This is a genomic window from Bradyrhizobium sp. UFLA05-125, from assembly GCF_059803515.1.
Map to the genome: position 1 here is coordinate 229,827 of NZ_JBANBJ010000002.1, position 15,394 is coordinate 245,220.

At 64.1% G+C, this 15,394-nt stretch carries 17 protein-coding genes; 14 read left to right on the plus strand and 3 right to left on the minus strand.

The window, feature by feature from the left end; genetic code table 11:
• Window positions 1–49: 49 nt before the first annotated feature.
• The gene (locus SO156_RS04515; protein WP_498534052.1) at window positions 50–2,419 is read right to left on the minus strand and encodes a transglycosylase SLT domain-containing protein; all 2,370 of its coding nucleotides are present in this window, start codon (window positions 2,417–2,419) and stop codon (window positions 50–52) included.
• Between the two features lie 281 nt (window positions 2,420–2,700).
• Between SO156_RS04515 and dapA the strand changes: the two genes are divergently transcribed.
• The 4 genes from dapA to SO156_RS04535 are packed head-to-tail and all read left to right on the plus strand — an operon-like array spanning window position 2,701 to window position 5,166.
• Window positions 2,701–3,591 (plus strand): 4-hydroxy-tetrahydrodipicolinate synthase, encoded by an 891-nt coding sequence (gene dapA / locus SO156_RS04520; protein WP_498533985.1) that lies wholly within the window; start codon window positions 2,701–2,703, stop codon window positions 3,589–3,591.
• Between the two features lie 42 nt (window positions 3,592–3,633).
• The gene (mscL, locus tag SO156_RS04525) at window positions 3,634–4,047 is read left to right on the plus strand and encodes a large conductance mechanosensitive channel protein MscL (protein WP_458143169.1); all 414 of its coding nucleotides are present in this window, start codon (window positions 3,634–3,636) and stop codon (window positions 4,045–4,047) included.
• A 59-nt stretch (window positions 4,048–4,106) separates the two neighbouring features.
• Window positions 4,107–4,580 (plus strand): SsrA-binding protein SmpB, encoded by a 474-nt coding sequence (gene smpB, locus SO156_RS04530; protein WP_449380856.1) that lies wholly within the window; start codon window positions 4,107–4,109, stop codon window positions 4,578–4,580.
• Window positions 4,581–4,584: 4 nt separating this feature from the next.
• Complete coding sequence (locus SO156_RS04535) at window positions 4,585–5,166, plus strand: peroxiredoxin (RefSeq protein ID WP_498533986.1); 582 nt, start codon at window positions 4,585–4,587, stop codon at window positions 5,164–5,166.
• Here the strand turns inward: SO156_RS04535 and SO156_RS04540 are convergent.
• Together SO156_RS04540 and SO156_RS04545 are read right to left on the minus strand one after the other, a co-directional pair.
• The gene (locus tag SO156_RS04540) at window positions 5,163–5,837 is read right to left on the minus strand and encodes a uracil-DNA glycosylase (RefSeq protein WP_458143173.1); all 675 of its coding nucleotides are present in this window, start codon (window positions 5,835–5,837) and stop codon (window positions 5,163–5,165) included. The two genes, SO156_RS04535 and SO156_RS04540, sit on opposite strands and share 4 nt — an antisense overlap.
• Window positions 5,818–6,462, minus strand: coding sequence for a LabA-like NYN domain-containing protein (locus tag SO156_RS04545; RefSeq protein WP_254095709.1), 645 nt, complete (start codon window positions 6,460–6,462; stop codon window positions 5,818–5,820). Before SO156_RS04545 ends, SO156_RS04540 begins: the two co-directional genes overlap by 20 nt.
• Window positions 6,463–6,788: 326 nt before the next feature.
• On the opposite strand from SO156_RS04545, the gene rpoZ reads away from it, so the two are divergent.
• The 10 genes from rpoZ to SO156_RS04595 all read left to right on the plus strand — a co-directional run bounded on the left by rpoZ (window position 6,789) and on the right by SO156_RS04595 (window position 15,295).
• Window positions 6,789–7,181: a DNA-directed RNA polymerase subunit omega gene (rpoZ, locus tag SO156_RS04550; protein WP_027522935.1), complete on the plus strand. Its 393-nt coding sequence runs from the start codon at window positions 6,789–6,791 to the stop codon at window positions 7,179–7,181.
• 219 nt (window positions 7,182–7,400) lie between these two features.
• Entirely contained in the window at window positions 7,401–9,686 is a 2,286-nt protein-coding gene (locus tag SO156_RS04555; RefSeq protein ID WP_498533987.1) for a RelA/SpoT family protein, read from the plus strand.
• A gap of 38 nt (window positions 9,687–9,724) precedes the next feature.
• Window positions 9,725–10,477, plus strand: coding sequence for a pyridoxine 5'-phosphate synthase (locus SO156_RS04560; RefSeq protein ID WP_498533988.1), 753 nt, complete (start codon window positions 9,725–9,727; stop codon window positions 10,475–10,477).
• On the plus strand, window positions 10,474–10,914 hold the full coding sequence (acpS, locus tag SO156_RS04565; protein ID WP_498533989.1) for a holo-ACP synthase: 441 nt from the start codon (window positions 10,474–10,476) through the stop codon (window positions 10,912–10,914). Before SO156_RS04560 ends, acpS begins: the two co-directional genes overlap by 4 nt.
• Before the next feature lie 232 nt (window positions 10,915–11,146).
• Complete coding sequence (gene lepB / locus SO156_RS04570) at window positions 11,147–11,908, plus strand: signal peptidase I (RefSeq protein ID WP_458143179.1); 762 nt, start codon at window positions 11,147–11,149, stop codon at window positions 11,906–11,908.
• Window positions 11,905–12,720, plus strand: coding sequence for a ribonuclease III (gene rnc / locus SO156_RS04575; protein WP_458143180.1), 816 nt, complete (start codon window positions 11,905–11,907; stop codon window positions 12,718–12,720). The genes lepB and rnc overlap by 4 nt, the downstream gene beginning before the upstream one ends.
• On the plus strand, window positions 12,710–13,639 hold the full coding sequence (gene era / locus SO156_RS04580) for a GTPase Era (protein ID WP_458143182.1): 930 nt from the start codon (window positions 12,710–12,712) through the stop codon (window positions 13,637–13,639). Before rnc ends, era begins: the two co-directional genes overlap by 11 nt.
• A 22-nt stretch (window positions 13,640–13,661) precedes the next feature.
• Complete coding sequence (locus SO156_RS04585) at window positions 13,662–14,042, plus strand: hypothetical protein (RefSeq protein WP_458143183.1); 381 nt, start codon at window positions 13,662–13,664, stop codon at window positions 14,040–14,042.
• Between the two features lie 135 nt (window positions 14,043–14,177).
• Complete coding sequence (gene recO / locus SO156_RS04590) at window positions 14,178–14,927, plus strand: DNA repair protein RecO (protein WP_498533990.1); 750 nt, start codon at window positions 14,178–14,180, stop codon at window positions 14,925–14,927.
• A 98-nt stretch (window positions 14,928–15,025) separates the two neighbouring features.
• Window positions 15,026–15,295 (plus strand): hypothetical protein, encoded by a 270-nt coding sequence (locus tag SO156_RS04595; protein WP_498533991.1) that lies wholly within the window; start codon window positions 15,026–15,028, stop codon window positions 15,293–15,295.
• The last annotated feature ends 99 nt before the right edge of the window (window positions 15,296–15,394 follow it).

Sequence of the window (15,394 nt, forward strand, 5' to 3'; positions counted from 1 at the left end):
ATTCGCTTGATCGCAACGGTGGGAACACGATCAACGCGGCGTCGAGCAGTTACTCGACGCTGCCGGTCGTGCCTCTGTGCAGGTCTGCTTCAATCTGCAGCCGCGAACCGCCACCGAAGCGCGCGCGATAAACCTGAAGGTTCTCCATGATACGCTGCACGTAGTTGCGCGTTTCGGAGAACGGGATCAGCTCGACCCAGTCGACAGCGTCGATCTTGGATTCGCGCGGATCGCCGTAGCGCTCGACCCACTTCTTCACGCTGCCGCGGCCGGCATTGTAGGCGGCGAAGGTCATGATGTAGGAGCCGCGGTAGTCCTCGAGCAGGCCGCCGAGCTCGGCCGCGCCAAGCGTGGCGTTGTAGCCCGAATCGTTCTTCAGCCGCGACAGGTCGTAGGTCGCGCCGTGTCGCTTGCAGACGTAGCGCGCAGCGTCCGGCGTCACCTGCATCAGCCCGTAGGCCTGCGCCGGCGACACCACCGCCGGGTTGAACGCGCTTTCCTGCCGCGCGATCGCGTAGACGATGCTGCGCTCGACCTCGGGCCCGATCTGGCTGAACTGCGGGATGCCGTTGACCGGATAGGCGTAGAAATCGAAAGGCAGCCCGCGGTTGAGTGCGGCCTTGCCGACCAGCAGCATGCCGCGGGCGTCACTGTAGCGCTGGGTCAGCTCGCCGAGACCGGCAAGCGCTTCGGGGTCGCCGTTCTCGCCCATGTCGGCAAGCATCGGGACAGCGATCTCGCGCTCGTCGAGCTCGTAGAGCAGTTGCGCCGCGCGCACGATCTCCAGCCGCTCGGCGCCGCGGCCGCGCGGCGCGCTGTTGAGCTCGATCTGTGGCAGGCCGAGTCTTGCCCGCGCAAGCTGGCCATAATAGCTCGTCGACTGCTCGGCCGCGCGTGCATAGGCGTTGCGTGCCTCCTGCTGGCGGCCCATCGCTTCCGCCGCGCGGCCCTGCCAATAGCCGGCGCGCGCAAGCGTGGTCGGGTTGACGCTGCCGACACCAATGCGGGCAAAGTGCTGGGCGGCGGTCGCGGGATCATTGAGGAAGCGCAACGCGATCCAGCCCGCGGTGAATTCCTGCTCGGTCTTGTAGATGTCGCGCGAGGGCAGGGCGGCGTCGCGCGCGATCAGATAGGCGCTCCGGAATTCCTCCGTGTCGATCATCTTGCGCGCGATCAGGCGCCGCTCGATCCACCATTCGTCGAGATTATAGAGCCGGTTCGGATCCTTCGGCGCCGACAGCATCAGCTGCGCTGCTTCCGCAAACTTCTCTTCGCGGCGCAGGAGCTGGATCTTGCTGAAGATGAAGCCGGGATCGCCGTGCAGCTCGTACGGCACGGCTTCGAGCAAGGCGCGCGTGTTCGGCGCCTTCTTGTAGGAGGCGATGCGCGCCTTGGCGAGCGCCACGTAGCCTGCACCGAGCCGCTTGGCGGCGCGCAGCGCGGCCTCGTGCTCGCTGCCATAGAGCAGCGTGTCCATCCGCGCCTTCTGATCGCCCGGCGTGAGCAGCGCGCCGAACTGGTCGAGCGCGTTGTTCTCCGTCTCCTCCGACATCGGGTCGGACCGCCAGGCCTCGCGCACGAGGCGCTCGGCATTGGCGCGGTCGCCGCGCGCCAGCATCGCCCTGGCGAGCGAGAAGCGGCCCTTGGCGGAGACTGGGGATTCATTCTCGAACCACGACCAGGCGACCTGATCCTCACGCCGGTCGTCCCAGAGCGCGGCTTCGAGGCGGCGGCGCAGGAAGGTCTGCGACGGCCAGCTCGGATTGGCGCTGATGAAGGCGCGGTATCGCTCGACGCTGGTGCCATTGTCGTCGCTGCGCAGGATGATCCATTCGGCGAGTTTTCGTGCAACGGGATCCGAGATCGTCGCTGCGTTGTCGGTGGCGTCACCCGGCCTGTGCTTGCGCACGAGCTCGATGACGTTCTCCAGCGTGTCCTTGTCGGCCTGCGAGGTCGACGAGGTTGCAGCGACCGCGGCCGGCGTGACGGGCTTGCGTGGTGCGGCGTGCTGGCGCGTTGCTGGTGCCAGCACGGGGGCTGCGATCGGTTTGACGGCAGTCGTCACAGCCGGGGCGGGTACCGTTTTGCGGGACGAGCTGTTGGCGGTCGGCTGTGATTTTGGCGCAGGTACCCCGGCCGCAGGCTTGGGCTTGTCCTTTGCAGGTTCCTTGCCAGCATCCTTGACAGGTTTCTTCGCGGCGTCTTTGGCCGGTGCGCCAGCCGTTCCCTTGCTAACGCCGCCCTTGGCCGAGTCCTTGCTAGTTCCCTTATCCGTTCCCTTATCCGTTCCCTTGGCCGATCCTTTGGCTGGTCCCTTCGCGGTATCCTTGGCGGCTGGTTTCGCTGTGTCCTTGGTCCCGTCCGCGGTGGTCTCATTGGACTTGGCCAACGTCGCGCAGCCGACCGATAGCCCCGCCATCAGGCACATAACGAGGCCGGCGGATCGCCACGTGGCATGGGGAAAGAAGGTCACGGCGTTTCGTCGCCCCGAATCGTTCAACAGGTTCAAGACCTAGCTGTATTTGATTGAATATGAGGAAAAAATACCAACAGCCGCTTACCGCGGCCGTGTTTGGACCATCACCGCGGCAAAATCGCGGCCTAAACGGTGGGTCACCTTGGACCGGGCCTTTTACCGGCTCGTTAGACCCGATATGAAAGAGGCCTATTTTCAGGCCTGCACGCGTACGGAGGAAGCCCATGGCAGCCAAGACGAAGTTCCGGGGGTCGTTTACCGCCTTGGTCACGCCGTTCAAAAACGGCTCGCTGGACGAGGCCGCGTTCCGCTCGCTGGTCGACTGGCAGATCGCCGAGGGCACCCACGGCCTGGTTCCGGTCGGCACAACCGGCGAGAGCCCGACGCTCAGCCATGACGAGCACAAGAAGGTCGTCGAATGGTGCATCCAGGAGGCCAAGGGGCGGGTGCCCGTGATTGCCGGCGCCGGCTCCAACTCCACAAAGGAAGCCGTCGAGCTCGCCCAGCACGCCGAGAAGGCGGGCGCCAATGCCGTGCTGGTGGTGACGCCCTATTATAACAAGCCGACGCAGGAAGGGCTCTACCAGCACTTCAAGGCGATCAACGACGCGATTGGAATTCCGATCATCATCTACAACATCCCGCCGCGCTCGGTGATCGACATGTCGGTCGACACGATGAAGCGGCTGTGGGACTTGAAGAACATCGCGGGCGTCAAGGACGCCACCGCCAGCATGGTGCGGGTGTCGCAGCAGCGCGCGGCGATCGGCGAGGACTTCAACCAGCTCTCGGGCGAGGATGCGACCGTGCTCGGCTACATGGCGCATGGCGGCCATGGCTGCATCTCGGTGACATCAAACGTTGCGCCGCGCCTGTGCTCGGAATTCCACATCGCCTGGCAGAAGGGTGACCATGCAACCGCCCTAAAGTTGCACGACAAGTTGATGCCGCTGCACAACAACCTCTTCATCGAGAGCAATCCGGCCCCGATCAAGTACGCGCTGTCGCTGCTCGGCAAGCTCGACGAGACCTTGCGGCTGCCGATGGTGCCGGTCTCCGAGCCGACCCGCGTCGCGGTGCGCAGCGCCATGGTGCATGCCGGCCTGATTAACTAGGCTGATCTAACCTTCTTCGCCAATGACTGAAGGATCTTGCCCATGCTGAAGGAATTTCGCGATTTCGCCATGAGAGGCAACGTCGTTGATCTCGCGGTCGGCATCGTCATCGGTGCGGCCTTTTCCGGCATCGTCAATTCGCTGGTCAACGACATCATCATGCCGATCATCGGCGCCATCGGCAGCCTTGATTTCTCAAATTATTTCATTCCGCTCTCGGCGAAGGTGACGGCCACCAATCTGGCCGACGCAAAGAAGCAGGGCGCGGTGCTGGCCTATGGTAACTTCATCACGCTGGCGGTGAATTTCGTCATCGTTGCCTTCTCGCTCTTTATCGTGATCCGCATCATGAATCAGCTCAAGCGCCGCGAGGAGGCCAAGACCGCTGAGCCGCCGAAGCCGTCCGCCGAAGTTCTGCTGCTGACTGAGATCCGCGATCTCCTCAAGAAGTCTTGAAGCGTGCGCTTCATCCAAACTGTTAGCGTCTGCGCGCATCTCGATCAGGTTTACTCGCCATGGCCGACAAGAACGAACGCCCGATCAAGGTCATGGCGGAAAATCGCAAGGCCCGTTTCAACTACGCCATCGAAGATACGGTCGAGGCGGGCATTGCGCTGACCGGCACCGAGGTCAAATCGATCCGCAACGGAAAGAGCACGATCGCGGAATCCTACGCCGATTCGAAGAACGGCGAGATCTGGCTGATCAACGCCACCATTCCCGAATATCTCCAGGGCAACCGCTTCAACCATGAGCCCAAGCGGCCGCGAAAGCTGCTGCTCCATCGCCGGCAGATCAACAAGCTGATCGGCGCGGTCGACCGCGAAGGCATGACGCTGATCCCGCTCAAGCTTTACTTCAACGAGCGCGGGCGGGCGAAGCTTCAGCTTGCGGTCGCAAAGGGCAAGAAGCTGCACGACAAGCGCGAGAGCGAGAAGAAGCGTGACTGGGGCCGGGAGAAGGGCCGGCTGATGCGGGCGAGGGGATGAGACGATGAACCAGAGAAACCTGCTCGAGGTCGACTGGAGCAAGATCCCGGCGCCGACCGACGATGGCGGCGCGGCGCATCTGACGGGCATGACGATCCCGCCGGTCAGTCTGCGCGCGACCGACGATACGTCAGTGACGCTGTCGGCGCTGCGCGGCCGTACCGTGGTGTTCGGCTATCCGCGCACCGGCGAGCCGGGCAAGATCGCGCTGGTCGACGATTGGGACATGATCCCCGGCGCGCGTGGCTGCACGCCGCAGACCTGCGCGTTCCGCGACCTCTTCGCCGAGTTGAAGGCGGCCGGCGCGTCTCATGTGTTCGGGCTCTCGACCCAGAGCAACGACTATCAGGCCGAGATGGCCTCGCGCTTGCACCTGCCGTTCCCGGTGCTGTCAGACGAGAAGCTCGAACTGACCCGTGCGCTCAATCTGCCGACGATGGAGGTTGCCGGGCTGACGCTGATCAAGCGCCTTGCGATGATCATCGATGATACGAATATCTCGCACGTATTCTACCCGGTGTTTCCGCCGGATCGGAACGCCGGAGATGTGCTGGAGTGGCTGAAGGCCAATCCGGCGAAGGCCTAGTCGAGATCGGCCTTCACCTTCGCAAACACCTTGCGGAACATGTCCGGCGTGAGCACGCCGGTGTTCGTGTTGTAGCGGGAGCAGTGATAGCTGTCGTACAGTCGGAATGCGCCCGCCTGGTGCACTGCGCCGTGACCGAACGGCGCCTGCGCGCCCTTCAGGCCCAGCGGCTTGAGCACGGTATCGTGCGCAATCCGTCCCAGCGCGACGATGGCACGCAGGTTCGGCATCGTCTCGAGGTTCGCGGCGAGGAAGCGGCGGCAGGTGTTGATCTCTGCCGGCAGCGGCTTGTTCTGCGGCGGTACGCAGTGCACCGCATTGGCGATCCGGCAATCAACCAGCTTCAGGCCGTCGTCGGGCCGCGCCCGATAGGTGCCCTTGGCAAATCCGTATTCGATCAACGTTGCGTAGAGCAGGTCACCGGCATAGTCGCCCGTGAACGGGCGCCCCGTGCGGTTGGCGCCCTGCATCCCCGGTGCGAGACCGACGATCAGCAGGCGCGCCTTGACGTCGCCAAAGGGTGCAACCGGGGCATTGTGCCAGGACGGCTCACGCGCCCGGTTCGCCTCGCGAAAGGCGACCAGACGCGGACAGAGCGGGCAGTCACGGTCGGGTACGACGGTGGGGGCCTGGCGGCTTAACCGGATCGCTTCACTCGTCGAAGTCGTCATCGCCCCTCGGCGCCATCGTCGTCGCGCGCTGGAGGAATTGCGGGGCGTGATGACGTGCTTCGCGGTCGCCACGCTCGCGCGGAGCCGGACGTTCGGACGGGTCGCGACCAAGCTTGGACTGAAGCTCGACGAGGTCGGTGAAGACGTCGGCCTGCCGGCGCAGCTCGTCGGCGATCATCGGCGGCTGGCTTGCGATGGTCGAGATGACCGTGACGCGCACGCCGCGGCGCTGCACGGCCTCGACCAGCGAGCGGAAATCGCCGTCACCGGAGAACAGCACCATCTGGTCGATGTGCTCGGCCAGTTCCATAGCGTCCACCGCGAGCTCGATATCCATGTTGCCCTTGACCTTGCGGCGGCCGCTGGCGTCGATGAATTCCTTGGTGGCCTTGGTGACGACGGTGTAGCCGTTGTAGTCCAGCCAGTCGATCAGCGGACGTATCGAGGAGTATTCCTGATCTTCGATGATGGCGGTGTAGTAGAAAGCGCGCAGAAGCGTCCCCCGGCTCTGGAATTCCTTTAGCAGGCGCTTGTAATCGATATCGAAACCCAGCGTTTTTGCCGTCGCGTACAGATTGGCTCCATCGATGAAGAGCGCGATCTTGTTGGTCGGAGAAGGTGACATTCAGTTGCTCGCGTAGTGTTCGTGTTCAATCGTTTTATTGTTGGCGCGACGGCAGTAATCCGCGCAGATCAGAGGCTGCCAAAACCCGTCGAAACCGTAAATCCGGAGAAGTCGGGGCAAACCAAGGTATAGTTATGGCGGCCGGCCCGTCCGGCGCCGTCCACCTTGGCGACCCGGGAAACGCCGATTCTAACCCCAATGTGGGGTTATCAAAGGCGTTTGGCGAGCCCAAATCGCAAAATGATCTTGCGAAACCGCCCCGGTCTCTATAACTAGCCAGCATCATCCACATGTTTTGACCCACCCAAGAGCGGAGCGACAGTCTAATGGCTCGCGTCACCGTAGAAGATTGTATCGACAAGGTCGACAACCGGTTTGACCTCGTCCTGCTGGCCGCCCACCGCGCCCGCATGATTTCGTCCGGTTCACAACTAACGGTTGACCGGGATAACGACAAGAACCCTGTTGTCTCTTTGCGCGAAATTGCCGACCAGACCATTTCGCCGGAGGATCTGCGCGAGGAGCTGGTCCATTCCCTCCAGAAATTCGTCGAGGTGGACGAGCCTGAGCCCGATACCGTGCCCTTGATCGGTTCCGCTGGCGCCAGCGTCGATGCCGACGACACCGAGGTTGCTGTCGAACGCATGACGGAAGAGGAGCTCCTGAAGGGCCTCGAGGGCCTCGCGCCGCCTGAGGAGCAGCCCGAGGAGGACGAGTAATCGTCCCCGCGCCGCGCCGACGAAATTTTGATTTCATTAAAGGCCCGAACCTGCGTTCGGGCCTTTGCTTTTGTTGACCTTTTCGTGGTTACCATGGCGTTGTCGCAGCGCGCTTGCGAGAGCCGTTTCCGATTGTGTCGGACAGGCGCGCGATCGGCGTTAGGATGTATACAACGGGCCATTGCCTGGTTCGTTTGAAGGCAGGAAGACGCGGCAGAGATGGTGTATCGGCGTCGCAAATTTACGCAGATGGAGGCCGCGACCGACTCGGTCGCCGTGGCGCCGACTGCGCCGACGGTGCGGCCCCCGAAACCGCGGGCGCGCATGATGCGGCAATATGACCTCGTCGAGCGCGTCAGGTCCTATAACCCCCACACCAACGAAGACCTGCTGAACCGCGCCTATGTCTACGCGATGAAGGCGCACGGTTCGCAGACCCGCGCCTCGGGCGACCCGTATTTCTCCCATCCGCTCGAAGTGGCGGCGATCCTCACCGACCTGAAGCTCGATGACGCCACCATCGTCGCGGCGCTATTGCACGACACGATCGAGGACACCGAGGCGACCCGCGCCGAGATCGACCAGATCTTCGGCCCCGAGATCGGTGCGCTGGTCGAGGGCCTGACCAAGCTGAAGCGGCTGGAGCTGGTATCGCGCGAGGCCAAGCAGGCCGAGAACCTGCGCAAGCTCCTGCTGGCGATCGCCGACGACGTCCGCGTGCTCCTGGTCAAGCTCGCCGACCGCCTGCACAACATGCGCACGCTGGAATTCGTGCGGCCGGAATCGCGGCGCCGGATCGCCGAGGAGACGCTCGACATCTACGCACCGCTCGCGGGCCGCATGGGTATGCAGGAGATGCGTGAGGAGCTGGAGGATTTGTCCTTCCGCACCCTCGATCCCGAAGCCTACAACGTGGTGATGCAGCGGCTCGATGCGCTGGCCGAGCGCAACCGCAATTTGATCGGCGAGATCGAGGCTCAGCTCTCCAACAATCTGCGCCACAGGGGCCTTGGCGCGCGCGTCTACGGTCGTCGCAAGAAGCCGTTCTCGATCTGGACCAAGATGGAGCGCAAGTCGGTCGGCTTCGAGCAATTGTCCGACATCTTCGGCTTCCGTGTCGTGGTCAACGACGTCGAGGCCTGCTACCGCGCGCTCTGCATCGTCCACACCACCTGGCCCGTCGTGCCCGGCCGCTTCAAGGACTACATCTCGACGCCCAAGCAGAACGATTATCGCTCGATCCACACCACGGTGATAGGTCCCGGCAACCAGCGCGTGGAGCTCCAGATCCGCACCGAGGAAATGGACCAGATCGCCGAGCGCGGTATCGCCGCGCACGTCTTCTACAAGGAGGGCGCCGGCTCGCCGACGGAGTTCCTGAAGCGCGAGTCCAATGCGTTTGCCTGGCTGCGCCATACCGTCGGAATTCTTTCCGAGAGCACCAATCCCGAGGAATTCCTCGAGCACACCAAGCTCGAATTGTTCCACGACCAGGTGTTCTGCTTCACCCCGAAGGGCAAGCTGATCGCGCTGCCGCGCCATGCCAATGTGATCGACTTCGCCTATGCGGTGCACACCGACGTCGGCAACAGCGCCGTGGGCTGCAAGATCAACGGCAAGTTCGCGCCGCTGTCCTCGGAGCTGCAGAACGGCGATGAGGTCGAGGTTCTGACCTCGGAGGCACAATCGGCGCCGCCGTCGGCCTGGGAATCGCTTGCCGTCACCGGCAAGGCGCGCGCGGCGATCCGGCGCGCTACCCGCACCGCAGTGCGCGACCAATATGCCGGCCTCGGCCGGCGTATCGTCGAGCGCCTGTTCGAGCGTGCCAAGATCGACTACGCCGACGACAAGCTGAAGGGGGCGCTGCCGCGCCTTGCGCGCTCCTCGATCGAGGACGTGATGGCGGCGGTCGGCCGGGGCGAGATCAAGGCCTCAGACGTCGCGCGGGCCATGTATCCCGACTACAAGGAAGAGCGGGTCGGCCGCTACGCCAAGAAGGGGCTGGCTACCAAGCTCAAGGAGACCGTGGTGCCGGGGACGCCGCGCCCTCCGACCGCAATCCCGATCCGCGGCATCAATTCCGACCTGCCAGTGAAATTCGCGCCGAACGGCGGCGCCGTGCCGGGCGACCGCATCGTCGGTATCGTCACCCCGGGCGAGGGCATCACCATCTATCCGATCCAGGCGCCGGCCTTGAAGGATTTCGAGGAGGAGCCGGAGCGCTGGCTCGACGTGCGCTGGGACATCGAGGACACTGCTCCGCAGCGCTTCCCGGCCCGCATCAAGGTCGAGAACGTCAACGAGCCCGGCGCGCTCGCGCAGATCGCGACCGTGATCGCCGAGCACGATGGCAATATCGACAATATCAGCATGCAGCGCCGCTCGCCGGACTTTACCGAGACGACCATCGATCTCGAGGTCTACGACCTGAAGCACCTGAGCGCGATCATAGCCCAGTTGCGCGCGAAGGCGGTCGTCGCCCGCGTCGAACGTGTTAATGGATAGGCGGAGTTTGCCTGTCCTTCCGATTACGTGAGCTTGCCATGCCTGTTCCTCCGCTTCGCCTCGGCGTCAATGTCGACCATGTCGCGACCCTGCGTAACGCGCGGGGCGGCCGCAATCCCGATCCGGTGCGCGCTGCCTTGCTGGCGATCGAGGCCGGCGCCGACGGCATCACGGCACACTTGCGCGAAGACCGTCGGCATATCCGCGACGAGGACATGGCGCGGCTCAAGGCGGAAATCTCGAAACCTCTGAACTTCGAGATGGCGGCGACCGACGACATGATGCGCATCTCGCTTGCCACCAAGCCGCATGCGGTATGCCTGGTGCCTGAGCGCCGTCAGGAGGTGACGACCGAAGGCGGGCTCGACGTGGTCGGACAGCACAATGCGCTGGCGCCCTTCATCGCGAGGCTGAACGACGCCGGCATTCGCGTGTCGCTGTTCATCGCCGCCGACCCCCAGCAGATCGAGATGGCGGCGCGGTTGCGCGCGCCGGTCATCGAGATCCACACCGGTGCCTGGTGCGACGCCGTGGTCGACGGACACATCGACAAGGCCGAGGCCGAATGGCAGCGCATCGTGGCCGGTGCCAAGCTGGGGCGCGCCGCAGGCCTCGAGGTCCACGCCGGCCACGGGCTCGATCATGCGACGGCGGAGAAGATCGCAGGCCTCCCCGAGATCGTCGAGTTGAACATCGGCTACTACATGATCGGCGAGGCACTGTTCGTCGGCCTTGCCGAAACCGTCCGCAGCATGCGCGCCGCGATGGATCGCGGTCGGAGCAAGGCATGATCATCGGCATCGGCTCCGACCTCATCGACATCACCCGCGTCGCCAGCGTGATCGAGCGCCATGGCGAGCGTTTTCTCGACCGCATCTTCACCGAGGCCGAACGTGCCAAGGCGGAGCGCCGCGCCAAGAACGAGAAGATGGTGGTCGCGACCTATGCCAAGCGGTTCGCCGCCAAGGAGGCCTGCTCCAAGGCGCTTGGGACCGGCATCCGGCTAGGCGTCTGGTGGCGCGACATGGGGGTGGTCAACCTGCCAGGGGGACGGCCGACCATGCAACTGACCGGCGGGGCGCTGGCCCGGCTGAAGGCGCTGACGCCGGAGGGCTTCGAGGCGCGGATCGACCTGTCGATCACCGACGACTGGCCGCTCGCCCAGGCCTTCGTCATCATTTCGGCCATACCGCTGGCAGAAAACTTGATCTGCCGGCGCGAAAATTAAAAGAATATAACAAATTCAATATCTTATACTTTGTTGATGCCGCCCTTGATTGCGTGGCTGGCGACAACCGTCTAAAAGTTCGCCGGCGCAAACTCAGCCCGGGGCGAATTCGGCTTTACGCCGGAATTGGTCCTTACTATCAGAATCAGGACAATCTCCTTACGCCGCAAAGCGACGGGGCCATGCGCGGGAACGGGCGTTCCGTGACCGCGGGGCCGGAATTGGGAAAGCAATGAGCGTGACTTCAGGAACCAAATCTGAGAGCGGCCTCGGCGAAACCGTCCGGGTCGTCATCCATGCTCTCCTGATCGCGCTGGTGATCCGCACCTTCCTGTTCCAGCCGTTCAACATTCCCTCCGGCTCGATGAAGGCGACGCTGCTCGTCGGCGACTACCTGTTCGTGTCGAAATATTCCTACGGCTATAGCCACTACTCGATTCCATTCTCGCCGCCGCTGTTCTCGGGACGCATCTTTGGCTCGGACCCGAACCGCGGCGACATCGTCGTTTTCCGTCTGCCGAAGGACGACACCACCGACTACATCAAGCGCGTGATCGGGCTGCCCGGCGACCGCGTCCAGATGAAGGAAGGGCTGCTCTACATCAACGACGTGCCGGTGCAGCGCGAACGCTTGAGCGATTTCGTCGGCGAAGACCCCTGCGGCTCGTCGGACGCCACAGCGCGGGTGAAGCGCTGGAAGGAGACGCTACCGAACGGCGTCACCTATGAGACGCTCGACTGCGTCGACAACGGCTTCTACGACAACACCAACGTCTACACGGTGCCGGCCGGCCACTTCTTCATGATGGGCGACAACCGCGACAACTCGACCGACAGCCGCGTGCAGTCGGCGGTGGGCTATGTGCCGCAGGAGAACCTGATCGGCCGTGCCCAGATGATCTTCTTCTCCATCGCCGAAGGCGAGCACGCCTGGATGTTCTGGCGCTGGCCCTGGGCGGTGCGCTGGAACCGAATGTTCAAAATCGTCCGATGAAAGACGAAGCCAAGGACATCGCAATCCAACCGATCGAGGCCGCTGCGAGCCCTGACGCCGAAGCCGCTCCCAAAGCTCCCGCAAAGAAGAAGCGGGCGAGGAGCGGCAAGGCCAAGGGCGCGAACGCGGCGCTCGAGGCGCGCATCGGGCACAATTTCGCCGATCCGAACCTGCTGATCCAGGCGATCACGCATGTCTCCGCCCTCAAGTCTGGGCGCAAGCGCGGCGACAGCTACCAGCGGCTGGAATTTCTGGGCGACCACGTGCTCGGGCTCGTCGTCTCCGACATGCTCTATCACGCCTTCCCGAGCGCGGATGAAGGCGAGCTGTCGAAGAGGCTCGCCGAACTCGTGCGCAAGGAAAGCTGCGCTGACGTTGCGAAGTTGCTGGGCCTCGTCGAGGACATCAAGCTCGGCAGCGTCGGCCCCGCCGCCGACGCCCGCTTGCGCAAATCCGTGCTCGGCGACATCTGCGAAGCCGTGATCGGCGCCATCTATCTCGATGGCGGGCATGGCGCCGCGGCCGAGTTCGTCAAACGCAACTGGACCGAGCGCATGCACAAGCCGCGACGGCCGCTGCGCGACCCCAAGACCGTGCTCCAGGAATGGGCGCAGGGGAAGGGCTTGCCGACGCCGGTCTATCGCGAGGTCGAGCGCACCGGGCCGCATCACGATCCGCAGTTCCGCGTCGCCGTGGATCTGCCGGGGCTGGCATCGGCGGAAGGCATCGGCGGCAGCAAGCGCGCGGCGGAGAAGGTCGCGGCCTCAGTCATGATCGAGCGCGAAGGCGTTGGCGGCGGCAATGATGGCTGAAACGAGCGAAGCGGCGACGCCGCCCGCCACACGCTGCGGCTTCGTGGCGCTGATCGGCGCCCCCAATGTGGGCAAGTCGACCCTGGTCAATGCGCTGGTCGGCGCCAAGGTCACAATCGTCTCGCGCAAGGTGCAGACCACGCGGGCGCTGATCCGCGGCATCGTCATCGAGGATAATGCACAGGTGATCCTGGTCGACACGCCCGGCATCTTCTTGCCGAAGCGGCGGCTCGATCGGGCCATGGTGTCGACCGCCTGGAGCGGCGCACATGATGCCGATCTCGTCTGCGTGCTGCTCGACGCCAAGGCGGGCCTGGACGAGGAGGCCGAGGCGATCCTCGCCAAGGTCGCAAGCGTCGCTCACGAGAAGATCCTGGTGCTGAACAAGGTCGATCTGGTCCAGCGCGAGAAGCTCCTTGCGCTGGCGCAGGCCGCAAACGAGCGCATTCGCTTTGCAAAGACCTTCATGATCTCGGCGCTGTCGGGCGATGGCGTCGACGACATCCGCCACGCGCTTGCCGAGATGGTGCCGGCAGGTCCGTTCCTCTACCCCGACGACCAGATGTCGGACGCGCCGATGCGACAGCTCGCGGCCGAGATCACGCGGGAAAAGATCTATCAGAAGCTGCACCAGGAATTGCCCTACCAGTCCACGGTCGAGACCGACAAATGGGAGGAGCGCAAGGACAAGTCGGTGCGCATCGAGCAGACGATCTTCGTCGAGCGCGAGAGCCAGCGCAAGATCGTGCTCGGCAAGGGCGGCGCTGCCATCAAGTCGATCGGCGCGGAATCGCGAAAAGAGCTCATCGATATTCTCGGCGTGCCCGTGCATCTCTTCCTGTTCGTCAAAGTGCGCGAGAACTGGGGCGACGATCCCGACCGCTATCGGGAAATGGGCCTGGAATTCCCCAAAGAATGAACAAGAAGAAGATCGGTTGGTGATGAGCGTGCCCCGCAACGTCCTGCGCTTCGAAGTGCTGCTCTACGCATCGCTGATGCTGGATGCGCTGTCGGTTGCATTCCAGGACCGCACGCCGAACCCCGACATGACGGACCAGATGATCACGACGGCGACGCTGATCGCTGGCGGGATGATCCTGCTCCTGGTCTATTTCGTCTGGCTGGCCGCGCAAAAGCGCAAGAACTGGCCGCGCTGGGTGCTGGCGGCCGCCCTCGTGCTGTCGGTGATCTCGCTTGCGCAGATCATCGGCGAGAAGGGCGTCGAGCTCGACAGCGGCATCGAGATCGTGTCCTGCGTGCTGACGACGATCGGCTTGTATTTCTCGTTCACTGGCGACGCGCAGGGCTGGTTCAACGCGTGAGCTCTCGCGCGATGCCGTAGGGCGGGCAAAGGCGCGCAGCGCCGTGCCCCCCACCTTGCTTGACCGAGACAGAAGTGGTGGGCACGCTTCGCTTTGCCCACCCTACGTAAGCATGAATGCGCTAGACTTCATCCCATGGAATGGACCGACGACGGCATCGTGCTGGGAGTGCGGCGGCATGGCGAGACGAGCGCCATCGTCGAGCTCCTGACGCGCGCGCGCGGGCGGCATCTCGGGCTCGTGCGCGGCGGCGCCAGTTCGCGGATGCGGCCGCTGCTCCAGCCCGGAAACAGCGTGCGCGCGGTGTGGCGGGCGCGGCTGGACGAGCATCTCGGCACCTACGCGATCGAAGGCCTGCGGTTGCGGGCTGCGGGGCTGCTTGCGTCCTCGCACGGCGTCTATGGCGTCACGCATCTGGCCTCGCTCGCGCGGCTGTTGCCCGAGCGCGATCCGCATGAGGAGATCTTTGCACAGCTCGAACACGCGCTCGATGACTTCGATGATATCGGCGTGGCCGCCGTGCACATCATCCATTTCGAGCTCGCGATGCTCGCCGAACTCGGCTTCGGCCTCGCGCTGGAGAATTGCGCGGTGACCGGCGAGACCACGGACCTGATCTACGTCTCGCCGAAATCCGGCGGCGCGGTGTCACGCTCCGCCGGCGAGCCATGGCGCGACCGGCTGTTGCGCCTGCCGCCGTTCCTGCGGCAGGGCGAGGCGGCGAGCGAGCTCACGGACCAGGACCTCCAGGATGGCTTTCGGCTCACCGGCCTGTTCCTGCTCCGCCACGTGTTGGAGCCGCGCGGGCAAGGCCATTCGGACGCCAGAAGCGGCTTCCTCAATGCGTTGGCGCGGCAGCAGGCGAGGGCGATTGCCTCGCCATGAGTGGTATGCGGCTCTGCATTGCCGGATCTGGCGGTCCGCCATGGAACCAAATCGGGTTAACTGAGTTGACGTGTTGGTTCCACGGGGGGACATCCCAAATGATCAGAGGATTTGTGGTATCCGCCGCGCTGCTTGCGCTGGCGCCGGACGCAATGGCTGGTGAGCAGCCCGGCCTGTTTCACCGCGCCTCCTGCACCGTCGTGCGGTATTATGTTGCAAAATATTCGGCAGCCGCCGCAGAGACGTGGGCGCGATCCCACGGCGCGACGGACGCGGAAATCGAGGCCGCGCGGCGCTGTCTGGCCAATGCGCCGGCGCCTGCACAGGCGAAGAGCCAGGCCGTGACCGCGGGCTGGGCCGGGCAGTAATTCACCGACGGGAATCAATAGATCGGGCTTCTTGATCCGGCTGCCGGTGCGGCGACGTAAAGGCGGGAAGGCGGGGCTTTGAGTCGATCGGCCGCGATT